Origin of the sequence: Pseudomonas sp. NA-150 (assembly GCF_044336365.1) — a bacterium.
GTDB lineage: Bacteria > Pseudomonadota > Gammaproteobacteria > Pseudomonadales > Pseudomonadaceae > Aquipseudomonas.
The window spans coordinates 6,833,951-6,853,257 of the sequence record NZ_CP172305.1 but is presented as its reverse complement, the minus strand read 5'-3'; the positions used below and the strand labels follow the sequence as shown (position 1 = coordinate 6,853,257).

The following is a 19,307-nucleotide window of genomic DNA, read 5'->3' as shown; positions in this document are numbered from 1 at the left end:
TTATCCACAGGCCATTTATTCAGTAAGCGGACTTTTAATGCATTACCAAAATATTCTGTTCGACCTCGACGGCACATTGACCGACCCACGTGAAGGCATCACGCGTTCCATTCAGTTTGCTCTGGCTCAACTGGGGATCGACGAACCTGACCTGACCCAGCTCGAGCACTTTATCGGGCCGCCGTTATTGCAGCAGTTCATGCACGCTTATGGCTTCGACGAGGCCAAGGCCTGGGAAGCCGTGGGCTTTTATCGCGAGCGCTTCAAGGTCACCGGGCTGTATGAGAATCAGGTGTTCGAAGGCGTGTTCGCATTGCTGGACACGCTCGCCGGTCAAGGCCTTCACCTGTACATCGCAACGTCAAAACCTTGGGTCTTCGCCCGGGAAATTGCCCGGCACTTCGATTTCGCCAAGCACTTCAAGGTGATCTACGGCAGCGAGTTGGACGGCACCCGGACTGACAAGGTCGAGCTGATTCGCCATTTGCTGGCAGAGGAGGGGCTGGACCCGAAACAGACGCTGATGATTGGCGACCGCAAACACGACCTGATCGGCGCGCAGCGCAATGGATTGGATGTAGTGGCAGTGGGTTATGGCTTTGGCAGTCGTGAAGAGCTGGCGGCAGAGTCGCCGACTTATCACTTCGAGACCTTGGCCGAACTGCATGCGGCGTTTTTGAAGTAGCGCTTTATAGCCTGACCGCGCCAACCCTGTAGGAGCTGCCGAAGGCTGCGATAAGGCCGGAACGGCCTTCGCGATGTCGACTGATCGCACCTTCGGCAGCGCCTACAGGGAACGTGTGTTGCCACAGATACAACGCCTAGGCGCTAGGCGCTGCCAATTTACGCAATGCCGCTTTACGCTCCACTTCCGGCAACCCACCGAGCTTCTCCACCGCACTGAAGAACGCCGGCCAATCACCGCCGACCTGCTTATAAAGCGCCGCAAACGACGGCACCCACTGATCGTAAAGCCCAAACGGCAGCAGTTTGGCGTTGTTCATCGGCGCATCGATCCAGCGATCATAACGGTGATCTCCCGCCCACTGGCTGTCGCGCAGTTGTCGATAATCGTTGCGCAGTCGCTCGAATTCCGCCGCCTTGCGCGCCCGCATCTCAGTTGGGGGCAGGGGTTCGGCATAGAGCTTCTGCAACCGGTCGCGGGTATCCAGCACCATCTGCGTGAACTGATCACGCTGCGTTGCATCAGACACCTTTTCCGGCGCGAGTCCTCTCTCTGCGCGCCATTGACGGCCTCCCTCCTGTTCGACGAAGTTGGCGTAGGACTCGTTGAACTCAGAATCGTCCTTCACATAAAAGCGCTGATGCGCCAGCTCGTGGAAGATCAGGGCCGCCACGCGCTCATCACCCCAGGTCAGCATCGAACTGATGATCGGATCATCGAACCAGCCCAGGGTGGAATAGGTCTCGACCCCGCTCAAGTACACGTCCTTGCCTGCCAACCGCTGCAACGCTGCTTCACCTCGGGCGTCACCGGGCTTGTAATAACCGCGATAAGCGACGCAGCCGGCAATGGGGAAGCAATGGTTGATGGCATCCAGGGAAAATTCTTCAGTTGCGAACACGTTCCAGACCACATAAGGCCGGCCGATATCGACGTACAGACGATAGCTTTGGTTGTCGGGCAAATGCAGGTGGCTGCTGGCAAAAACCCGGGCCTGTTGCGACTTGATCAAATGATCGCGGAGCTTGGGATCGCTGTTCGGATCGGCGATAATGGAGCTCACTGGCTGCCGCTCGTGCAACAACTGTAATTGCCCGCTGGCAAGCTGACCGAAGTAGCTGATACTGGAGCAACCTCCCAGCAGCAACAGCGCCAACAACGCAACACCGCGGCAAATAAACCCTGCGTCGTAACGAATCATGTCACGGCCTTAATGTCTTAATTGATGAGCGTTATGCCGGACAGTGTCCCCCTGACGCAACCACCATCGACTTCTGTTCGATCACGGAGTCTTCCATGCGTCCGCTACTGTTGATACCCGCTCTGGCGATCCTCGCCGGCTGCGTCAATCCACCTCTGCCTCCGGTCGACCCGCAGCAAGCCTGGGTCGATATGTTCACCATTACCGGCAATCTGGTGATGGCCGACAAACTGGACGGCAAAAGCTGGCCTGACGGTCGCTTTTTTCAGTTTCAACCCGGCAGCCATGAGCTGCAGATCCGCTACGACTACGTGACCAATGGCAGCGGTTTCATCGGGTTTGATAACGTCACCATGCGCACCTGTTACATCGTCGTGCCCTACGATCATTTCGCGCCCGGTCAGCATTACCGCCTTGAAGCGCGGAATGCCGGCGTGACTATCAGTGGCCGCCTGTACGACGCGCAGCACAACATGGTGGCCGAAGACCGTGAGGTCAACTGCATCTGATCATTTGTCATTCTTCTGATAAATGATTTTCCGGGTGCCGCCGTCGCATGATCCCACGACCATGTTCTGATCGTGGACGTCGGCATTGCTGACGATTTCCAGGGTGTAGGACGTGACATTCCTGGCCTGGATTTTCGCCTCGATGCGCTGCTTCAACGCCTCGCAAGACAGGGGTTTTGCGAATGCGTTGATACTGGCTGTCGCACACATAAGCGCTAAAACGATACGTTTCATACTCGACTCCTTCGAGAAAACACCCTGAGAGTACTGCGCTTCGCGAAGAGGCGTCCCAAGAAAAACCCGCGCAAAACAGCTGCGCGGGTTTTCAGGTACCCGTGCTTTCGCTTAGAGCAGCGTCGCATCCAGGGTGATTTTTGCGTTCAAGACCTTGGAAACCGGGCACCCGGCCTTGGCCATGTTGGTCAACTCTTCAAATTGCTGCTGCGTCGCACCTGGGATCTTCGCCTTGAGGATCAGGTGAACCGCAGTGATCGTGAACCCATCGCCATCCTGAGCCAGGGTGACCTCGGCCTGCGTGTCGATGCTGTCGGCTTTTAGGTTGGCGCCGCCGAGAATCATCGATAAAGCCATCGAGAAACAGCCCGCGTGCGCTGCACCAATCAACTCTTCCGGGTTGGTGCCCTTGCCGCCCTCGAAACGTGCCTTGAAGCCATAGGGTGCCTTGTTCAGCACATTGGTTTCCGTGGAGATGCTGCCAATGCCGGTCTTCAGATCGCCTTCCCAGTGGGCTGATGCTTTCTTGATGATGCTCATGGTATCTCCTCATCGATGAGTGCGAGTGGTTCGCACGGGGACAGAGGTTGTGAGGATAGATGGCATTGCAAAGTTCAACCGACAGAATAAACCGACTAAAGTAGTAGGATATTTCTCGGCGGAGTCTATTGAATCCTCGAGAATTGCCCATACACCTGAGTGCTAAGGGTGGGTTTTTGGTCATCGGACAGCATGGGCCAAGCCTGCACGACACTCTCCAGAGGCTATGTAGCGGCTTATGAAACGTTTATCCGATATCAAGATCTCCACGCTCGACCTGGTGCCGGTTCGCCAAGACCTGGGCACTGCGCAGTCGCTGCGCAATTCGCTGGATTTGGCTCAACACGTCGAAAAGTTCGGCTACAACCGCTTTTGGGTCGCAGAACACCACAACATGGACGGCATCGCCAGCTCTGCGACCGCCGTGTTGCTCAGCTACCTGGCAGGCGGGACCTCGACCATCCGCGTCGGCGCCGGTGGCGTCATGCTGCCAAACCATGCACCGCTGGTGATCGCAGAACAATTTGGCACCTTGGCCAGCCTGTTCCCTGACCGTATCGATCTGGGCCTCGGTCGCGCACCGGGTTCCGATCAAATGACCGCCCGCGCCCTGCGCCGCGAGCGATCCGGCAGTGCTGACGACTTCCCGGAAGACGTCACCGAGCTGCTGCGCTACCTGGGCCCACGCACAGCTGATCAAAAAGTGATCGCCGTTCCAGGCACAGGCACCAACGTCCCGGTCTGGTTGCTGGGTTCCAGCCTGTTCAGTGCCCAGTTGGCCGGCCAACGCGGCTTGCCGTACGCCTTCGCTTCGCACTTCGCGCCGCGTTACATGCACGAAGCGATTCGCGTCTATCGCAACCACTTCCAACCGTCTGCGGTCCTCGACAAGCCGTATGTGATGCTCGGTGTGCCGCTGGTGGCGGCAGATACCGATGAGCGCGCGGATTACCTGGCGACGTCGGTGTACCAACGCATCCTCGCGTTGATGCGCGGCCAAAGCCTGATGCAGCGCCCGCCCGTGAAAACCATGGACGGCCTGTGGTTGCCTCACGAGCGCGAAGCGGTGATGGACTTCCTCGGCCTGGCAATGGTCGGCAGCCCGGCAAAAATCCGCGCCAAGCTGGAGGTGCTGGTGGAGCAGACCCAGGCCGACGAGCTGATCTTTACCTGCGATATGTACGAGCACGCAGATCGACTGCGTTCGTATGAGCTGCTGGCGCAGACGGTATTAGCCTAAAGCACTGTAGGAGCGGGCTTGCCCGCGATCGGCTTGATGCGGTGCACCTGTCGCACCACATCGCGGCGGTGCGGCGATCCGACAAGCCCGCTCCTACAGGGTGTAGGCCTAATGTCTGGCATAAAAAAACCGACGCCATTTGACGTCGGTTTTTTATGAATCAGTCAGGCATCAGCCACGCTTGTAAACAATCTCTTTCTTGCCAGCGTCGCAAGTGCCCACCACTTTCCCGCCCGCCGCGCCTTTATCGACTACTTCGAGGCTGTAGGACTGAGAACCTTTTGCTTTGATCTTCGCGTCGATTTCCGACTTCAACTCGTCGCAAGGCTTACCTGCCGCCAAGGCAGTGCCTGCGATGCTTAACAACCCTACCGCCAATATTAGCTTTTTCATCGGTCACACTCCCTCGTTAGGTTAACCAGGTTGAAAAACAACCCGAGTCATTAACCACGCCAACGGTTTCGCGGCAGCGGGTTCACTGTGTGTAGCGGAAATTATGGCAATCGGCCAGCGTAAAAGTTCAGCAGGCTCAGCTATTGGCGATGCGGAAACCGACATTCAACGTGACCTGATAGTGCGCAACCTTGCCGTCCTTGATATGCCCGCGAGTCTCGAGCACTTCGAACCACTCCATGTGTTTGATGCTTTTGTTCGCTTCGGCAATGGCATTGGTGATCGCATCATCAATCGAGGTGGACGATGAGCCGACCAGCTCAACTTTCTTGTACGTATGGTGATCAGTCATGGCAGTTCTCCTAAGGTGACGTTAAGAGCGTAGCAGCGAATTTGCAGCGTACTGCGTGGGCAAATTCTTTTGAAAAGGTCAGTTGCACTGCACTTTCTCGAACGCCCGCAGTCGGAAACAACACACGTCACTCACCAATGCAGGAGAGCCACCATGGCCAGTACTTCCCTACGAAAAGCCTCATTGCAAAGCATGGAAGCCGAGATCGAAAGTCTGCTCAAGTCCCTTGAGAGCCTTAAATCCGATGCCTCGGACGAGTCGCACAAAACCTTGAAGGCCCTCAAAGCCAACGCGGAAAGCGCCCTGAGTCATTCGCGCAGTTTGTTGAGCGACGTGTACGAAGACGCCAAAGTCAAAGCCCGCGAAACCAGCGTCGCAACCCGTGACTACGCGCAAGACCATCCTTGGACTACCGCCAGTGTCGCCGCCGGCGCGATTGGTTTGCTCGCGGCTTATTTGCTGCTCAGACGCGACAATTGACTCAACCCTTGGCGCCACGCTTCAGCTCCGCCTTTAGCCAATGCGCCAACTGCTGGGCGCGCCCGTCTGCGGCGCGTTTGGGCACCCATAACGCCAACTGCGCCGGTGTTTCACTGAAGCCCCACGGCGCAGCCAGGCGTCCGGCACGCAAATCATCCGCCACCAGCGGCTCCGGTGCGATGGCGATACCCAGACCCGCCACGGCTGCTTCCAGCAAGTAATACAAATGCTCGAAACCCTGCCCATACCGCAGCGCGTCAGGCTCGATACCGTTTTGCTGCGCCCAACTCGGCCAGGCTTGCGGCCGTGAGGTGGTTTGCAGCAAGGCTTCGCCAATCAAAATGTGAGCAGGCGCCTGACACAGTTGCTCGTAGCGGGAAAAACGCGGGCTGAGCACTGGGCCGATGCGCTCACTGGCCAGTTCGTAAACCTGCATGTCCGACGGCCAAGGCGGTTCGGCGAAGATCAGCAACGCATCGAGACCGGGACGCCGAGGATCGAGGTCACCTTCACCCGCCGACAAATGCAGCCGTAAATCCGGCAGCTCGGCATTCAGCCGTCCCAGCCGCGGAATAAACCAGCGCGCCAGCAAGCTCCCCGAACAACCGAGGACGAACGGGGCATCCTCGGAACGTTGCGTCAGCTCGGCACAGACGTTTCGCAACCGCTCGAAAGCCTCGCCACTGGCATCGCGCAATCGCACGCCTGCATCTGTGAGTTTAAGGCCGCGCCCATCCTTGACGAATAACGCCAGGCCCAAGTGTTCTTCCAGCGTTTTCAACTGCCGGCTGACCGCGCCATGGGTCACGTGCAGTTGCTCGGCAGCCTGACTGACGCTGTTCAAGCGGGCAGCGGCTTCGAAGGCGCGCAGGGCATTGAGAGGGGGAAGGTCGCGGCTCATGGTATCTGTGAGTTTTCCTGACAGGTTGCGTCGATCTTATCGGTTTTCATCGGCGCTGGCGCTGGTTAAAGTGACTTCATTGCCCCGGTACTATCGCCGGAAGTCGCAAACCCTATTCCGTACACCACCTGGAGGTCCCATGACCCAGACCAACTTTCGCAGCGGCCCTGACGCCAACGGCCTGTTTGGCGCATTCGGCGGCCGCTACGTGGCTGAAACCTTGATGCCACTGGTACTCGACCTGAACCGCGAGTACGAAGCCGCCAAGATCGATCCTGAATTCCTCAAAGAGCTGGCGTACTTCCAGCGCGATTACATTGGTCGCCCGAATCCGCTGTACTTCGCCGAGCGTCTGACCGAGTTTTGCGGTGGCGCCAAGATTTACTTCAAGCGCGAAGAGCTGAACCACACCGGCGCGCACAAGATCAATAACTGCATCGGTCAGGTGTTGCTGGCCAAGCGCATGGGCAAAAAACGCCTGATCGCTGAAACCGGTGCCGGCATGCACGGCGTGGCCACCGCGACTGTCGCTGCACGTTTCGGTCTGCCGTGCGTGATCTACATGGGCGCCACCGACATCGAACGCCAACAGGCCAACGTGTTCCGCATGAAGCTGCTGGGCGCTGAAATCGTGCCCGTCACTTCCGGCACCGGCACCCTGAAAGACGCGATGAACGAAGCGCTGCGCGACTGGGTCACCAACGTCGACGACACTTTCTACCTGATCGGCACTGTGGCCGGCCCACACCCGTACCCGGCGATGGTCCGTGACTTCCAGTCGATCATCGGCAAAGAAACCAAAGAACAACTGCAGGAAAAAGAAGGTCGTCTGCCAGACAGCCTGATCGCCTGCGTCGGCGGTGGCTCTAACGCCATGGGCCTGTTCCACCCGTTCCTTGATGACGCCAGCGTGAAAATCATCGGCGTCGAAGCCGCCGGTCACGGGGTCGACACCGGCAAGCACGCTGCCAGCCTGAACGGCGGTGTTCCCGGCGTATTGCATGGCAATCGCACCTACTTGCTGCAAGATGAAGATGGCCAGATTGCCGATGCGCACTCCATCTCTGCCGGCCTGGACTACCCGGGCATCGGCCCTGAGCACGCTTACCTGCACGAAGTAAAACGCGTCGAATACGTCAGCATCACAGACGAAGAAGCCCTCGAAGCCTTCCATCACTGCTGCCTGCTGGAAGGGATCATCCCGGCGCTGGAAACCGCTCACGCCCTGGCTGAAGCCATGAAGCGTGCGACCAACCTGCGCGATGACCACTTGATGGTCGTCTGCCTGTCCGGCCGTGGCGACAAAGATATGCAAACCGTAATGAGCCATATGGCCGCCGCTGAAGAGACTCAGGAGAAGCTGGTATGAGCCGCCTCGAACAACGTTTCGCCGAGCTGAAAACCGAAGGCCGCGCGGCCCTGGTGACCTTCGTCACCGCTGGCGATCCAGGCTATGACGCCTCGCTGGCAATCCTCAAGGGCTTGCCTGCTGCTGGCGCCGATGTGATCGAATTGGGCATGCCCTTCACCGATCCGATGGCTGACGGCGTGGCCATCCAATTGGCAACCTTGCGTGCATTGAACGCCGGTCAAACATTGGCAAAAACCCTGAAGATGGTTCGCGAATTCCGCGTCGACAACCAGACCACGCCGATCGTGTTGATGGGTTACTACAACCCGATCCACCGTTTTGGCGTTGAGGCCTTCGTTGCCGAGGCTAAGGAAGCGGGTGTCGATGGCCTGATCATCGTCGACCTGCCGCCAGAGCATGACGCCGAACTGGCGACGCCTGCCCAGGCTGCCGGTATCGACTTCATCCGCCTGACCACCCCGACCACCGACGACGTGCGCCTGCCGCGCGTGCTGGAGCGCAGTTCCGGTTTCGTTTACTACGTGTCGGTTGCGGGCGTAACCGGTGCGGGCTCTGCCACTTCCGATCAGGTCAAAGGCGCTATCGAACGTCTGCGTCGCCACACCGACCTGCCGATCAGCGTGGGTTTCGGGATTCGTACGCCAGAACAAGCCGCCACTATCGCCAGGTTGGCAGACGGTGTCGTGGTGGGTTCGGCGCTGGTGGACAAAATCAAGGATGCGGCTTCCCACGAGCAGGCGGTCGACGATGTTTTGAGCCTGTGCTCGGCCTTGGCCGATGGCGTGCGCAAAGCTCGTGTCAATTAAAGGTAAAGATTCAGTCAGTTGAGGAATCTATTCCTTGAAACATTGACTAACAAGTTAGGCAAAAGGGGTTCAAGCCATTGGTTTGAACCCCTTTTTGCTGACCGAATTTTGAGGAACAAAATAATGAAAGTTTCAAACCGTTTGATTGCAGGGCTTGGCATTTTGATGATCAGCGCCAGCCCGTTGTTGCACGCGGATGAACGCGACCAGCATGACCAGGGCCAAGGCCGACCTGGCGAATATCAGCAGGGTCATGACGACCATGATAATCGTGGCCATGATGATCATGGTCGTGACGACCACGGTCCACGCCGTCCGCCGGAGAACGAACACTTCGACGAAGCACGTCGGGCATTCCACGATCATCACGAATACTTCGTCCGTGGCCGTCCTCTGCCACCGAACTTCCACTACGAACGCGGCCGCCCTCTGCCTGCCGGCTACGGCGAGCGCATGGACCCACGCGAGGTGCAATACCTGCCGCGCTATGACGGTTACGAATGGCGTCGGGTAGGTCCTGATGCGGTATTGGTCGCCGTGACCACCGGCGTGGTCTACACCATTCTGGAAGGCGCGCTGAATTAATTTTCGGAGCGTTTGAAGATCGAAAGGTTGAGGGGCCGCACGGCCCCCATCCAGATCGCATGCTCACTGTGGTCGGCCAAATCGTCCCCAGTGAGCGGGTGGAGAAATACCACCAGCCCCTTACGGTTTAGCGCCAACCAACTCAGCACATCCGCCAGTTGTTCGTGCTCGAACGCCAACTGACAACTCCAATCCGGATGCGGGCCGACCGGCCGCTCGTGCACCCGCCCCATCTTTAGCGCAAACCGCTGCGCCGCCTCCTCACACAACGCCCGCGCCTGATCAAGGGTGTTTGCGTCGAAATACACGTGGGCGTGATAGCCCTGAATACCTTGCATGGATCACACTCCAGAAACACTGGTCAGAACTTTAGAGTGAAGTTATCCACAGACAAGGATTATTTGCCATGAAGAACGCTGAAACACCGATTCTGAAGCTGGTCCTGTACGGAGCCGTGAGCAGTCTGGGCAGTGCGTTGATGGCTGAGTGCCTGAGTCGTCAGTATGAAATCATCGCCATCCTCGACGACCTGAACGCCTTGGCGCCGCGTCCGGGGCTGCGAACCAAAGTGGGCGAACTGTTCAATGCCGAACGAGTGTGTGAAAGCATCGCGGGCGGCGCGGCAGTGGTCTGTCTGCTGGATGCCCCTGTGTTGCCGAGAGGCACAGGCAACAAACAGCTTGAAGGACCACTAAACCCGGTCGAGCAACTCGTTGCCACGCAGACATTACTCAGCTGCATGCAGCGCATGGACATCAAGCGCTTGATCCTGGTTGGCGATTTCTCAGAGATCGACGATGAAGATCATCTCGACTTTCAACGAACTGACCTGCAACAGTCACGGGCCGCGGGTTTGATCGTGTCATCTCTAACCCGAAGCGACCGCGACTGGACACTGATCAACGCCCCACAAGGCATACCCGGCCTGAGCATTGAACACTTCAGCCAAATCAGTGACACCCTCGCACCCGACATCGCCGAACCCTTACTACGACTGACCCGCGTTGCGGCCGGCATAGCCGATGAGCTGCAAACGAATCCGCACGTGGGTGAACACGTGAATTTTGTGTGTTGAGTGAAACTGTAGGAGCGGGCTTGCCCGCGATAGCAATAGTTCTGATACACCGCGTGAAATTGATCGCGGGCAAGCCCGCTCCTACAACAAGGTCGCCATCACACAGCAATCGACGGTAACGGCCTGCCCGCCAGTAAATCCCCGCTCTGCGCCTGCTCTGTCGCAAGCCAGTCGACGAATTGCTGCACCAGTTGCACCCGACGTTTGCGCTGCGGCAACACCACGTAATAGCCGTAGGCGGAAATGGCGGTGGCGGCGATGGGGCGGCAGAGCAGGCCTTGTTCCAGCAACGCGTCGACCAGGTGCCGCCAACCAATGGCAACGCCCTGGCCCGCAATCGCTGCCTGAATCAGTAGGGTGTAGTTGTCGAAACGCAATTGCCCGGGCGCCGGTGCCTTGTGGATATTCAGCGCACGGAAAACGCCGCTCCAGTCGAACCAGTTGCTGCTGTTTTCCCCGCGCAAATGCAGCAGCGGAAACTCCAGAAAGGCTTCGGTAGGCAAGGGTATTTCGCGCCCCGCGAGCAGTTGCGGGCTGCACACTGGAAACACTTCTTCGCTGAACAGCCAGCGACTTTCGCCTTGTTTGAAGCGTCCATCGCCGAACAGCACGGCAACGTCGACATCTGCCCGCAGCATGTTATAGCTGCGTTCGCTGGTGACCAGACTCACATCGACGTCTGGATTGGCCTGGTGAAAACGATGCAGGCGTGGCATCAACCAATACGCGGCGAAGGCGAAGTCGGTGGCGACTTGCAGCACCTCATGTTGACGTTGCGCTGTCACGGCATTCAAGCCGCCATCGATGGACTGTAAACCCACCTGCACATAACCAAACAACACTTCACCGGCTTCGGTCAGCTCGATGCCACGGTAGATGCGGTCAAACAGGCGCGTGGCCAGTTGTTCTTCCAAGCGTTTTATTTGCTGGCTGACGGCAGGCTGCGTGGTACCCAGTTCCACCGCCGCAGCCGTGAAGCTGTGCTGACGCGCCGCCGATTCGAACACCCGCAGCAGGTCCAGCGACATGTCGCCCAGCGCGTCATACATAAGCCAGCCTTATCCTAGGTATTGTTTGGTGTGGGCTTTACCGGCAATCCCACGGGTCGCATTCTCACTCATAGCACTCTCGCATAAATATCCACTATGGAATGCCGCGATTACATGAAGCGCAAGAACATTCTTTTCATCATGGCCGATCAGATGGCCGCGCCGATGTTGCCGTTTTACGCCTCATCTCCAATCAAGATGCCGAATTTGAGCCGCCTCGCCGCTGAAGGCGTGGTGTTTGATGCCGCTTATTGCAACAGCCCGCTGTGCGCACCATCACGTTTCACCCTGGTCAGCGGTCAGCTCCCGAGCAAGATTGGCGCCTACGACAACGCCGCTGATTTCCCCGCCGATGTACCGACCTATGCTCACTACCTGCGTCGTCTCGGTTACCGCACTGCGTTATCCGGCAAGATGCACTTTTGCGGTCCTGACCAACTGCATGGTTATGAAGAACGTCTGACCAGCGATATCTACCCTGCCGACTATGGCTGGGCAGTGAACTGGGACGAACCGGACGTGCGCCCAAGTTGGTATCACAACATGTCGTCGGTGCTGCAAGCCGGCCCTTGCGTGCGCACCAATCAGCTGGATTTCGACGAAGAGGTGGTGTTCAAGGCCCAGCAATACCTGTTCGATCACGTCCGCGAAGACGGTGATCAACCGTTTTGCCTGACCGTGTCCATGACCCACCCGCACGACCCGTACACCATCCCGAAACCGTTCTGGGACCTGTACCGCGACGAAGACATCCCGCTGCCGCCGGCTCACGCCGACCAAGACGCACTGGACCCACACTCGCAACGCCTGCTCAAGGTCTATGACCTGTGGGACAAGCCGATGCCTGTGGATAAGATTCGCGATGCGCGCCGGGCTTATTTTGGTGCGTGCAGCTACATCGACAACAACGTCGGCAAGCTGCTGCAAACCCTCGAAGAGGTTGGTCTGGCGGACGACACCATCATCGTATTCTCCGGCGACCACGGCGACATGCTGGGCGAGCGCGGCCTCTGGTACAAAATGCACTGGTTCGAAATGGCCGCCCGCGTGCCGTTACTGGTTTACGCGCCGGGGCACTACAAAGCGGGTCGCGTCAGCGCAGCCGTTTCAACCGCCGACCTGTTACCGACCTTCGTAGCGATGGCAGGTGGCGAACTGGAGGAAGGGCTGCCGCTGGACGGCCGTTCGTTGGTTCCGCACCTGAAGGGCGAAGCCGGGCACGACGAAGTGTTTGGCGAATACATGGCCGAAGGCACCATCGGCCCGCTGATGATGATTCGTCGCGGCGCTTATAAATTCATTTATTCAGAGCAAGATCCTTGTCTGCTGTTTGACGTCGACAATGATCCCAAGGAGCTGGAGGAGCTGAGCCAATCGGCCGCTCATCAACCATTGTTCACTGACTTTCTGGCTGAAGCACGGGCCAAGTGGGACATACCGGCGATACACCACCAGGTGCTCGCCAGCCAGCGTCGTCGGCGCTTCGTGGCCGAATCGCTGGCAATCGGCAAGCTGAAGAGTTGGGATCACCAGCCACTGGTAGACGCCAGTCAGCAATACATGCGCAACCATATCGATTTAGACGATCTGGAGCGTAAGGCACGTTATCCACAACCCTAACCCTGCCAAAACCAAGAAAACCAAAGGGGCACAACCATGATGAAGTTATCCACAACACTGGCAGTCGGTTTCATTGCGTTGAGCAGTGTGACCGTATTCGCCGCCGATCAAAGTTGCAGCACGGTGAAGATGGCGGATCCGGGCTGGAGCGATATCGCGGCGACCAACGCCATTACCGGCTTCCTGCTGGAAGGCATGGGCTACAAGGCCAAGGTCGATACTTTGGCAGTACCGATTGCCTACGGCGGCCTCAAGGATGGCCAAGTGGATGTGTTCTTGGGTAACTGGATGCCCGCGCAACAGGGTTTCTATGACAAGTTCGTAGCGAATGGCCAAGTAACGCAGTTGTCGAAAAACCTCGACGGCACCGAGTTCACCCTCGCCGTGCCGGATTACGTGTGGGACGCGGGTGTGCATAACTTTGCCGACCTGAACAAGTTCGCTGACAAGTTCGACAGCAAGATCTACGGCATCGGCTCTGGCGCGCCGGCCAACCAGTCGATCCAGACCATCATTACCAAGAACGAGTTCGATCTGGGCAAGTGGAAGCTGGTTGAATCCAGCGAGCAGGCAATGCTGGCTGAAGTTAATCGTCACGTGAAAAAGAACACCTTTGTGGTGTTCCTTGGCTGGACGCCGCACCCAATGAACGTGCAGATTAAAATGCACTACCTCAAAGGCGGCGAAGCCTATTTCGGCGATACCGGCAGCGTGCACACCCTGACCCGCAAGGGCTACACCGACGCCTGCCCGAACGTTGGCAAACTGTTGAGCAACCTGACGTTCACTCAGGACATGGAAAACACCATCATGGCTGACGTGGCGAACAAGAAAGTCACCAACGCCGAAGCGGTGAAAACCTGGATCAAGGCCAACCCGGCAGTCCTGGACAAATGGCTGAGCGGCGTGAAAACCATCGACGACAAAGATGCGCTGCCTGCTGTAAAAGCAACCCTTTAAAGAAATACACCTGTAGGAGCTGCCGGAGGCTGCGATACGGTCGGAACGACCGTCGCGATGCAGATTTTTCGCAGCCTTCGGCAGCTCCTACAAGTGATTCATGTACCTTTACGTCTTACGCAAATCGTTGATGAGAGATTCATGGGTTGGCTCAATCGCCACAAAATCCTGCCATTCCTCGCCTGGCTCCCCCAGCAGACCCGCGCCAGCGTCGGTAACGATGCACTGGTCGGGCTCAGCGGGGCGATTCTGGCGCTGCCGCAATCCATTGCCTACGCGCTGATCGCTGGCCTGCCGCCCGAATACGGGTTGTACGCGGCCATCGTTCCGGTGCTCATCGCCTGCCTGTGGGGCTCGTCCTGGCACTTGATATGCGGCCCGACCGCCGCGATTTCCATCGTGCTCTACGCCAGTATCAGCCCGTTGGCGGTCCCGGCCAGCCAGGACTACATCACCCTGGTCCTGTTGCTGACCCTCATCGCCGGAATCTTCCAATGGCTGCTGGGGATGTTGCGCTTTGGCGCCTTGGTTAACTTCGTCTCCCACTCGGTGGTGCTGGGGTTCACCCTTGGCGCCGCGGTGGTCATCGCGCTGGGACAACTGCCGAACTTGTTCGGCCTGGATGTCGCCAGTCAGGCCACGGCAGTGAAAAGTATCACCGTCCTGCTGGACCTTCGTGAGCAGATCGATCAACCGTCATTAATCCTCGGCCTGTTTACGTTGATGCTGGGTGCGACGCTGAAATACCTGGTGCCACGCTGGCCGACCCTGTTGATCACCCTGATCGCCGCCGGGCTGTTGGTCTGGCTGTGGCCAGCCGAGTTTGGGCACATCAAGCTGGTGCATTCATTCGTCGGGCATCTACCGCCCTTCAGCGCGCTGCCCCTGGACCTGGAATTGATCTTGAAACTGCTGCCGAGTGCGGTCGCGGTCGGCATGTTGGGGTTGGTGACCAGCCTGTCGATTGCCCGCTCGTTGTCGTCACGTTCGCAACAACTACTCGACGCTAACCAAGAAGTTCGCGCTCAGGGGCTGTCGAATATGGTCGGCGCGTTTTTCTCGGGCTATCTGTCCGCCGGCTCTTTTACGCGTGCAGCCCTGAGTTACGACGCCGGCGCGCGTTCGCCGCTGGCAGGCGTGTTTTCGGCGCTGTGGGTGTCGCTGTTTGCCGTGGCCGGGGCGTCGCTGATCGCGCATATCCCGATTCCGAGCATGGCCGCGTCGATTCTGTTGATTTGTTGGGGGCTGGTGGATCGCCGCGGCATTCGGGCCTTGTTCCGCGTCAGCCGTTCAGAGTTTCTGGTGATGGCGCTGACCTGTCTGGCCACGCTGCTGCTGGAGTTGCAGACCGCGATTTACGCCGGCGTGTTGGCGTCGCTGTTCTTCTACCTCAAGCGGACCTCGCAACCTCGCGTACAGCAGTGGCGAGACGGCGACGATGAGATTTTGCGAGTCGGCGGCTCGATCTTTTTCGGCGCCAGCCACTACCTGCAAACCATCCTGCAACGCAGCAAGGGACCGCGCGTGGTGATCGATGCGCAGCAAATCAACTTCATTGATTATTCAGGGGTAGAGATGTTGCATCAGGAGGCACGTCGCCTGAAACGCCAGGACCGCAGCCTGACGCTGCGCTGCGCCAGGCCGCACGTGATCGAAGAACTGTTGAAGCTGGAAGGGGCAGAGCACTGCCCGATCCTGTTCGAGGACTGACTCAGGCGCTCGCGAGCAGGCGCCGCAACTCCGCCAGCACCGGCGCCGTCAGTGGACGCACACCGCGCCACAGATAGAACGCTTCAGCCGCCTGCTCGGCGAGCATACCCAAGCCATCCAGCACCAGCACGGCGCCGTGCTCGGTGGCCCAGCGGCAGAACGGCGTCGGTTCTTTGCCGTACATCATGTCGTAGCACACCGTGTGGCCGGGCTTGATCAAACTGGGCGAAATCGGCGGCAGCTCACCGGCGAGGCTTGCCGACGTCGCATTGATGATCAGGTCGACCGACTCCTCCAGCCAGTCGAAACCACTGGGGAACACCGGCCCCAGATCAGCGAACTCATGGGCCAGTTGTTCGGCTTTTTCCACCGTGCGATTGGCGATCACCAGCACTTGCGGCTTCTCCGCCAACAGCGGCTCCAAGGCCCCACGCACGGCGCCACCCGCGCCTAACAACAGAATCCGCTTACCTTGCAGGCTGACGCCCGCGTTCACCGTCAAATCGCGCACCAGCCCCGCGCCGTCGGTATTGTCGCCCAACAGACGGCCATCGAGGCCCTTGCGCAAGGTGTTCACTGCGCCGGCGCGTTGCGCGCGTTCGGTCAGGCTATCGGCCAAGCGAAAGGCTTCTTCCTTGAACGGCACGGTGACATTGGCGCCGCTACCGGTGTGGAAGAATTTCTGCGCAGCGCCAGTGAAATCATCCAGGGGCGCCAACAGCGTGCTGTAGTCCAAACGCTGGCCGGTTTGCTCGGCGAACAGACGATGGATCAGCGGCGATTTGCTGTGGGCGATGGGGTTACCGAAAACGACGTAGTGGTCCATGGGGTGTTCCTGAGTCAGTCGAGTTTGCCTCTTAGGAGCGGGCTTGCCCGCGATTTCGGTTTTTCTGACACACCGCTATCGCAGGTAAACCGGCTCCTACAAAGGGGAGATTGTCAGGCTTCAGCCAACCAATCCCGATCCTGCAAGAAATACTCGGTCAGCCGCGCTTCTTCGCTGCCCGGCTCGGCCTTCCAGTCATAGCTCCAGCGCACTTGTGGCGGCAGCGACATCAGGATCGACTCGGTACGGCCACCCGATTGCAGGCCAAACAAGGTGCCACGATCGTAGACCAGATTGAATTCGACATAACGTCCGCGCCGAAACTCCTGGAATTCCCGCTGCTGCGCGGTGTACGCCGCAGCTTTACGGCGCTGGACGATGGGCAGGTAAGCATCGATGAACGCATCACCAATCGCCCGCAAAAAGGCGAAGCTGGTGTCGAAATCCCATTGATTCAGGTCATCGAAGAACAGGCCGCCAATCCCGCGCGGCTCGTTGCGGTGCTTGATATGGAAATAGCTGTCGCACCAGGCTTTATAACGCGGGTAAACGTCAGCCCCGAACGGCGCACAAGCCTGCTCGGCAACCCGGTGCCAATGCACGCAATCTTCTTCGACGGCGTAGTACGGGGTCAGGTCGAAACCGCCACCGAACCACCAGACCGGCTCTTCGCCTTCTTTTTCGGCGATGAAGAATCTGACGTTGGCGTGGGAGGTCGGCACATGGGGGTTGTGAGGGTGGATCACCAGCGACACACCCAGCGCTTCAAAGCCACGCCCAGCCAATTCCGGCCGATGAGCGCTGGCCGACGGCGGCAAACCGCTGCCGAACACGTGGGAGAAGTTCACCCCGCCTTTTTCGATCAGTTCACCGCCTTCGATCACCCGCGTACGCCCTCCGCCACCTGCCGGACGGGTCCAGGCATCTTCAACGAAATGCGCGCCGCCGTCTTCGTGTTGCAGGGCGTTGCAAATCCGGTCTTGAAGGTCGAGCAGGTAGGCTTTAACAGCTTCGGTGCGGGTAGTCATCGGGTCACCTTGAAACGTCGCTGAGCCACCGGCAGATACGGGCGGTGGCAAATTGGCGCGTAGCATACCACCGGCATAAGGGCTGACCCAGTTGACGAAGGTCAAGGGAAGGAGTCCGATAGGTGCCTTTCGCACTTCTTGTTTCCATTGATCAACGGAGAGAACAGATGGCAAAGCGTATCCAGTTCAGCAAAGTGGGCGGCCCGGAAGTCCTTGAATACGTCGACTTCGAACCGGCCGAGCCCGGCCCGCAGCAGGTACGTCTGCGCAACAAGGCGATTGGCCTGAACTTCATCGACACCTACTTTCGCAGCGGCCTGTACCCGGCGCCTTCGTTTCCGTCGGGACTGGGCACCGAAGGCGCGGGCATCGTCGAAGCGGTCGGCAGTGAAGTCAGCCAATTCAAGGTCGGTGATCGGGTGGCCTACGGCGGTGGTCCGCTGGGTGCCTACGCCGATGTGCACCTGATTCCTGCAGCAAATCTGGTGAAATTGCCGGAGTCGATCAGTTTCGAGCAGGCCGCCGCGATCATGCTCAAAGGCCTGACCGTGCAGTACCTGTTTCGCCAAACCCATGACCTCAAGGCCGGTGAAACCGTGCTGTTCCACGCAGCTGCGGGCGGCGTCGGCTCGTTGGCTTGCCAATGGGCAAAAGCGATTGGCGCGAAGCTGATCGGTACCGTCAGCTCGGCGGAGAAAGCCGCGCACGCCAAATCGCTCGGGGCCTGGGAAACCATCGACTACAGCAAGGACGACGTGGTCAAACGCGTGCTGGAATTGACTGGCGGCAAAAAATGCCCGGTGGTGTACGACGGCGTAGGCCAGGACACGTGGCTGACCTCGCTCGACTGCCTGGCACCCCGCGGTTTGCTGGTCAGTTTCGGCAATGCTTCCGGCCCGGTGTCCGGGGTCAATCTGCAGATTCTGGCGCAGAAAGGCTCGCTCTACGTCACCCGTCCAACCTTGGGCACCTATGCCACCGCCGACAACCTGCAAGGCATGGCCGACGAGTTGTTCGCGATGCTCACCAGCGGCAAGGTCAAGGTCGATGACATCAAGCAGTACGCCTTGAAAGACGCGGCCACGGCGCAAACCGAGCTCAGCGCCCGGCGCACCACCGGTTCGACCATTCTGATTCCGTAACTCGACCCTCTAGCCGGGGCGAACAATGTCCCCGGTGACGAGGTCACGAATCAAACTCGGGTGCTTGCGGCCGCCCAGCGCGCCGCCAAGCACCGCGTCGATTTCGCCACGGAAATATTGTTCCACGCGAATCCTGGTCCGTGCAGCGGGGCGCCCGGCAGGGTTGGCGGACGTGGAAATCAACGGCCCCACCAACGCGCACAACTCACGCACCTGTGGATGATCACTGACGCGCAGGGCCACGGTGTCGTGGTTGCCGGTCACCCACTCTGGCAGCAAATCTTGATGCGGCACCAGCCAGGTGTTCGGGCCCGGCCAGGTCGCAGACATGCGGTCAATCCAGGTTTCCGGAAAGTCTTCGAGAAGAAAATCGAACTGACGGATGTTGTCGGCGATCAAGATCAAGCCCTTATCCACAGGCCGGGACTTGATCGCCAGCAGGCGATACACCGCGTCTTCATTCCACGGGTCACAGCCCAGCCCCCAGACCGCTTCGGTTGGGTAGGCAATCACCGCGCCGGCTCGTATCTCTCGCGCGGCTTGTTGCACACGCCAACTGCTGACCATTCACTGTCTCTCCGGTAAAGATGCCCGCAGTT

General features: G+C 58.8%; 23 protein-coding genes. 12 read left to right on the top strand and 11 right to left on the bottom strand.

Annotated features, from left to right (window positions below; all coding sequences use genetic code 11):
• Positions 1 to 37 precede the first annotated feature (37 nt).
• Positions 38 to 685, top strand: coding sequence for an HAD family hydrolase (locus ACF0H7_RS31890; RefSeq protein ID WP_397450744.1), 648 nt, complete (start codon positions 38 to 40; stop codon positions 683 to 685).
• A 136-nt stretch (positions 686 to 821) separates the two neighbouring features.
• On the opposite strand, the gene ACF0H7_RS31885 is transcribed toward ACF0H7_RS31890, so the two are convergent.
• Positions 822 to 1,886 carry an aminopeptidase gene (locus ACF0H7_RS31885; protein ID WP_397450743.1) on the bottom strand — a complete coding sequence of 355 codons (1,065 nt, stop codon included), beginning with the start codon at positions 1,884 to 1,886 and terminating at the stop codon, positions 822 to 824.
• A gap of 95 nt (positions 1,887 to 1,981) precedes the next feature.
• Here ACF0H7_RS31885 and ACF0H7_RS31880 point away from each other — a divergent pair, with 95 nt between their 5' ends.
• Entirely contained in the window at positions 1,982 to 2,395 is a 414-nt protein-coding gene (locus tag ACF0H7_RS31880) for a hypothetical protein (RefSeq protein WP_397450742.1), read from the top strand.
• On the opposite strand, the gene ACF0H7_RS31875 is transcribed toward ACF0H7_RS31880, so the two are convergent.
• Together ACF0H7_RS31875 and ACF0H7_RS31870 are read right to left on the bottom strand one after the other, a co-directional pair.
• Positions 2,396 to 2,629 (bottom strand): DUF1161 domain-containing protein, encoded by a 234-nt coding sequence (locus tag ACF0H7_RS31875; protein WP_397450741.1) that lies wholly within the window; start codon positions 2,627 to 2,629, stop codon positions 2,396 to 2,398.
• 111 nt (positions 2,630 to 2,740) lie between these two features.
• A complete protein-coding gene (locus ACF0H7_RS31870) occupies positions 2,741 to 3,169 on the bottom strand; it encodes an OsmC family protein (protein ID WP_397450740.1) in 429 nt (142 codons plus the stop codon).
• Between the two features lie 238 nt (positions 3,170 to 3,407).
• Here ACF0H7_RS31870 and ACF0H7_RS31865 point away from each other — a divergent pair, with 238 nt between their 5' ends.
• Positions 3,408 to 4,409: an LLM class flavin-dependent oxidoreductase gene (locus ACF0H7_RS31865; RefSeq protein ID WP_397450739.1), complete on the top strand. Its 1,002-nt coding sequence runs from the start codon at positions 3,408 to 3,410 to the stop codon at positions 4,407 to 4,409.
• A gap of 171 nt (positions 4,410 to 4,580) precedes the next feature.
• Here the strand turns inward: ACF0H7_RS31865 and ACF0H7_RS31860 are convergent, their stop codons facing one another.
• Positions 4,581 to 4,802 carry a DUF1161 domain-containing protein gene (locus ACF0H7_RS31860; RefSeq protein ID WP_397450738.1) on the bottom strand — a complete coding sequence of 74 codons (222 nt, stop codon included), beginning with the start codon at positions 4,800 to 4,802 and terminating at the stop codon, positions 4,581 to 4,583.
• 136 nt (positions 4,803 to 4,938) lie between these two features.
• Positions 4,939 to 5,154 carry a dodecin gene (locus ACF0H7_RS31855; protein WP_397450737.1) on the bottom strand — a complete coding sequence of 72 codons (216 nt, stop codon included), beginning with the start codon at positions 5,152 to 5,154 and terminating at the stop codon, positions 4,939 to 4,941.
• A 153-nt stretch (positions 5,155 to 5,307) separates the two neighbouring features.
• On the opposite strand from ACF0H7_RS31855, the gene ACF0H7_RS31850 reads away from it, so the two are divergent.
• Positions 5,308 to 5,634, top strand: a complete 327-nt coding sequence (locus ACF0H7_RS31850; RefSeq protein WP_397450736.1) for a YqjD family protein — start codon at positions 5,308 to 5,310, stop codon at positions 5,632 to 5,634.
• A gap of 1 nt (position 5,635) precedes the next feature.
• Here ACF0H7_RS31850 and ACF0H7_RS31845 read toward each other — a convergent pair whose 3' ends face one another.
• On the bottom strand, positions 5,636 to 6,535 hold the full coding sequence (locus ACF0H7_RS31845; protein ID WP_397450735.1) for a LysR family transcriptional regulator: 900 nt from the start codon (positions 6,533 to 6,535) through the stop codon (positions 5,636 to 5,638).
• 139 nt (positions 6,536 to 6,674) lie between these two features.
• Between ACF0H7_RS31845 and trpB the strand changes: the two genes are divergently transcribed.
• The 3 genes from trpB (at position 6,675) to ACF0H7_RS31830 (ending at position 9,298) form a co-directional block, all read left to right on the top strand.
• Positions 6,675 to 7,904: a tryptophan synthase subunit beta gene (trpB, locus tag ACF0H7_RS31840; RefSeq protein ID WP_397450734.1), complete on the top strand. Its 1,230-nt coding sequence runs from the start codon at positions 6,675 to 6,677 to the stop codon at positions 7,902 to 7,904.
• Entirely contained in the window at positions 7,901 to 8,713 is an 813-nt protein-coding gene (gene trpA, locus ACF0H7_RS31835; RefSeq protein WP_397450733.1) for a tryptophan synthase subunit alpha, read from the top strand. Before trpB ends, trpA begins: the two co-directional genes overlap by 4 nt.
• Positions 8,714 to 8,836: 123 nt before the next feature.
• The gene (locus ACF0H7_RS31830) at positions 8,837 to 9,298 is read left to right on the top strand and encodes an anti-virulence regulator CigR family protein (protein ID WP_397450732.1); all 462 of its coding nucleotides are present in this window, start codon (positions 8,837 to 8,839) and stop codon (positions 9,296 to 9,298) included.
• On the opposite strand, the gene ACF0H7_RS31825 is transcribed toward ACF0H7_RS31830, so the two are convergent.
• Entirely contained in the window at positions 9,295 to 9,636 is a 342-nt protein-coding gene (locus ACF0H7_RS31825; RefSeq protein ID WP_397450731.1) for a DOPA 4,5-dioxygenase family protein, read from the bottom strand. The two genes, ACF0H7_RS31830 and ACF0H7_RS31825, sit on opposite strands and share 4 nt — an antisense overlap.
• Positions 9,637 to 9,704: 68 nt before the next feature.
• On the opposite strand from ACF0H7_RS31825, the gene ACF0H7_RS31820 reads away from it, so the two are divergent.
• Positions 9,705 to 10,373 carry an NAD(P)H-binding protein gene (locus ACF0H7_RS31820; RefSeq protein WP_397450730.1) on the top strand — a complete coding sequence of 223 codons (669 nt, stop codon included), beginning with the start codon at positions 9,705 to 9,707 and terminating at the stop codon, positions 10,371 to 10,373.
• Positions 10,374 to 10,471: 98 nt separating this feature from the next.
• Here the strand turns inward: ACF0H7_RS31820 and ACF0H7_RS31815 are convergent, their stop codons facing one another.
• Positions 10,472 to 11,422 (bottom strand): choline sulfate utilization transcriptional regulator, encoded by a 951-nt coding sequence (locus tag ACF0H7_RS31815; RefSeq protein WP_397450729.1) that lies wholly within the window; start codon positions 11,420 to 11,422, stop codon positions 10,472 to 10,474.
• Positions 11,423 to 11,536: 114 nt separating this feature from the next.
• Here ACF0H7_RS31815 and betC point away from each other — a divergent pair, with 114 nt between their 5' ends.
• The 3 genes from betC (at position 11,537) to ACF0H7_RS31800 (ending at position 15,712) form a co-directional block, all read left to right on the top strand.
• Positions 11,537 to 13,042 carry a choline-sulfatase gene (gene betC, locus ACF0H7_RS31810; RefSeq protein ID WP_397450728.1) on the top strand — a complete coding sequence of 502 codons (1,506 nt, stop codon included), beginning with the start codon at positions 11,537 to 11,539 and terminating at the stop codon, positions 13,040 to 13,042.
• A 36-nt stretch (positions 13,043 to 13,078) separates the two neighbouring features.
• Positions 13,079 to 14,002: a choline ABC transporter substrate-binding protein gene (gene choX / locus ACF0H7_RS31805; protein ID WP_397450727.1), complete on the top strand. Its 924-nt coding sequence runs from the start codon at positions 13,079 to 13,081 to the stop codon at positions 14,000 to 14,002.
• A gap of 141 nt (positions 14,003 to 14,143) precedes the next feature.
• Positions 14,144 to 15,712: a SulP family inorganic anion transporter gene (locus tag ACF0H7_RS31800; RefSeq protein WP_397450726.1), complete on the top strand. Its 1,569-nt coding sequence runs from the start codon at positions 14,144 to 14,146 to the stop codon at positions 15,710 to 15,712.
• Position 15,713: 1 nt separating this feature from the next.
• On the opposite strand, the gene aroE is transcribed toward ACF0H7_RS31800, so the two are convergent.
• Both aroE and hemF read right to left on the bottom strand, forming a co-directional pair.
• Positions 15,714 to 16,538, bottom strand: a complete 825-nt coding sequence (gene aroE, locus ACF0H7_RS31795) for a shikimate dehydrogenase (RefSeq protein ID WP_397450725.1) — start codon at positions 16,536 to 16,538, stop codon at positions 15,714 to 15,716.
• Between the two features lie 113 nt (positions 16,539 to 16,651).
• Complete coding sequence (gene hemF, locus ACF0H7_RS31790; RefSeq protein WP_397450724.1) at positions 16,652 to 17,566, bottom strand: oxygen-dependent coproporphyrinogen oxidase; 915 nt, start codon at positions 17,564 to 17,566, stop codon at positions 16,652 to 16,654.
• A 167-nt stretch (positions 17,567 to 17,733) separates the two neighbouring features.
• Here hemF and ACF0H7_RS31785 point away from each other — a divergent pair, with 167 nt between their 5' ends.
• Positions 17,734 to 18,708 (top strand): NADPH:quinone reductase, encoded by a 975-nt coding sequence (locus ACF0H7_RS31785; RefSeq protein WP_397450723.1) that lies wholly within the window; start codon positions 17,734 to 17,736, stop codon positions 18,706 to 18,708.
• A gap of 9 nt (positions 18,709 to 18,717) precedes the next feature.
• Here ACF0H7_RS31785 and ACF0H7_RS31780 read toward each other — a convergent pair whose 3' ends face one another.
• On the bottom strand, positions 18,718 to 19,275 hold the full coding sequence (locus tag ACF0H7_RS31780) for an L-threonylcarbamoyladenylate synthase (RefSeq protein ID WP_397450722.1): 558 nt from the start codon (positions 19,273 to 19,275) through the stop codon (positions 18,718 to 18,720).
• Positions 19,276 to 19,307 lie beyond the last annotated feature (32 nt).

What these genes read in the sequence shown, in the direction of transcription:
- ACF0H7_RS31800 (WP_397450726.1), top strand. Translation starts at nt 14,144, where the DNA reads ATGGGTTGGCTCAATCGCCACAAAATCCTGCCATTCCTCGCCTGGCTC.
- ACF0H7_RS31870 (WP_397450740.1), bottom strand. Translation starts at nt 3,169, where the DNA reads ATGAGCATCATCAAGAAAGCATCAGCCCACTGGGAAGGCGATCTGAAG.
- ACF0H7_RS31885 (WP_397450743.1), bottom strand. Translation starts at nt 1,886, where the DNA reads ATGATTCGTTACGACGCAGGGTTTATTTGCCGCGGTGTTGCGTTGTTG.
- ACF0H7_RS31845 (WP_397450735.1), bottom strand. Translation starts at nt 6,535, where the DNA reads ATGAGCCGCGACCTTCCCCCTCTCAATGCCCTGCGCGCCTTCGAAGCC.
- ACF0H7_RS31865 (WP_397450739.1), top strand. Translation starts at nt 3,408, where the DNA reads ATGAAACGTTTATCCGATATCAAGATCTCCACGCTCGACCTGGTGCCG.
- aroE (WP_397450725.1), bottom strand. Translation starts at nt 16,538, where the DNA reads ATGGACCACTACGTCGTTTTCGGTAACCCCATCGCCCACAGCAAATCG.
- betC (WP_397450728.1), top strand. Translation starts at nt 11,537, where the DNA reads ATGAAGCGCAAGAACATTCTTTTCATCATGGCCGATCAGATGGCCGCG.
- ACF0H7_RS31815 (WP_397450729.1), bottom strand. Translation starts at nt 11,422, where the DNA reads ATGTATGACGCGCTGGGCGACATGTCGCTGGACCTGCTGCGGGTGTTC.
- trpB (WP_397450734.1), top strand. Translation starts at nt 6,675, where the DNA reads ATGACCCAGACCAACTTTCGCAGCGGCCCTGACGCCAACGGCCTGTTT.
- ACF0H7_RS31855 (WP_397450737.1), bottom strand. Translation starts at nt 5,154, where the DNA reads ATGACTGATCACCATACGTACAAGAAAGTTGAGCTGGTCGGCTCATCG.
- ACF0H7_RS31785 (WP_397450723.1), top strand. Translation starts at nt 17,734, where the DNA reads ATGGCAAAGCGTATCCAGTTCAGCAAAGTGGGCGGCCCGGAAGTCCTT.
- ACF0H7_RS31820 (WP_397450730.1), top strand. Translation starts at nt 9,705, where the DNA reads ATGAAGAACGCTGAAACACCGATTCTGAAGCTGGTCCTGTACGGAGCC.
- choX (WP_397450727.1), top strand. Translation starts at nt 13,079, where the DNA reads ATGATGAAGTTATCCACAACACTGGCAGTCGGTTTCATTGCGTTGAGC.
- ACF0H7_RS31860 (WP_397450738.1), bottom strand. Translation starts at nt 4,802, where the DNA reads ATGAAAAAGCTAATATTGGCGGTAGGGTTGTTAAGCATCGCAGGCACT.
- ACF0H7_RS31875 (WP_397450741.1), bottom strand. Translation starts at nt 2,629, where the DNA reads ATGAAACGTATCGTTTTAGCGCTTATGTGTGCGACAGCCAGTATCAAC.
- hemF (WP_397450724.1), bottom strand. Translation starts at nt 17,566, where the DNA reads ATGACTACCCGCACCGAAGCTGTTAAAGCCTACCTGCTCGACCTTCAA.
- ACF0H7_RS31825 (WP_397450731.1), bottom strand. Translation starts at nt 9,636, where the DNA reads ATGCAAGGTATTCAGGGCTATCACGCCCACGTGTATTTCGACGCAAAC.
- ACF0H7_RS31880 (WP_397450742.1), top strand. Translation starts at nt 1,982, where the DNA reads ATGCGTCCGCTACTGTTGATACCCGCTCTGGCGATCCTCGCCGGCTGC.
- ACF0H7_RS31830 (WP_397450732.1), top strand. Translation starts at nt 8,837, where the DNA reads ATGAAAGTTTCAAACCGTTTGATTGCAGGGCTTGGCATTTTGATGATC.
- ACF0H7_RS31890 (WP_397450744.1), top strand. Translation starts at nt 38, where the DNA reads ATGCATTACCAAAATATTCTGTTCGACCTCGACGGCACATTGACCGAC.
- trpA (WP_397450733.1), top strand. Translation starts at nt 7,901, where the DNA reads ATGAGCCGCCTCGAACAACGTTTCGCCGAGCTGAAAACCGAAGGCCGC.
- ACF0H7_RS31780 (WP_397450722.1), bottom strand. Translation starts at nt 19,275, where the DNA reads ATGGTCAGCAGTTGGCGTGTGCAACAAGCCGCGCGAGAGATACGAGCC.
- ACF0H7_RS31850 (WP_397450736.1), top strand. Translation starts at nt 5,308, where the DNA reads ATGGCCAGTACTTCCCTACGAAAAGCCTCATTGCAAAGCATGGAAGCC.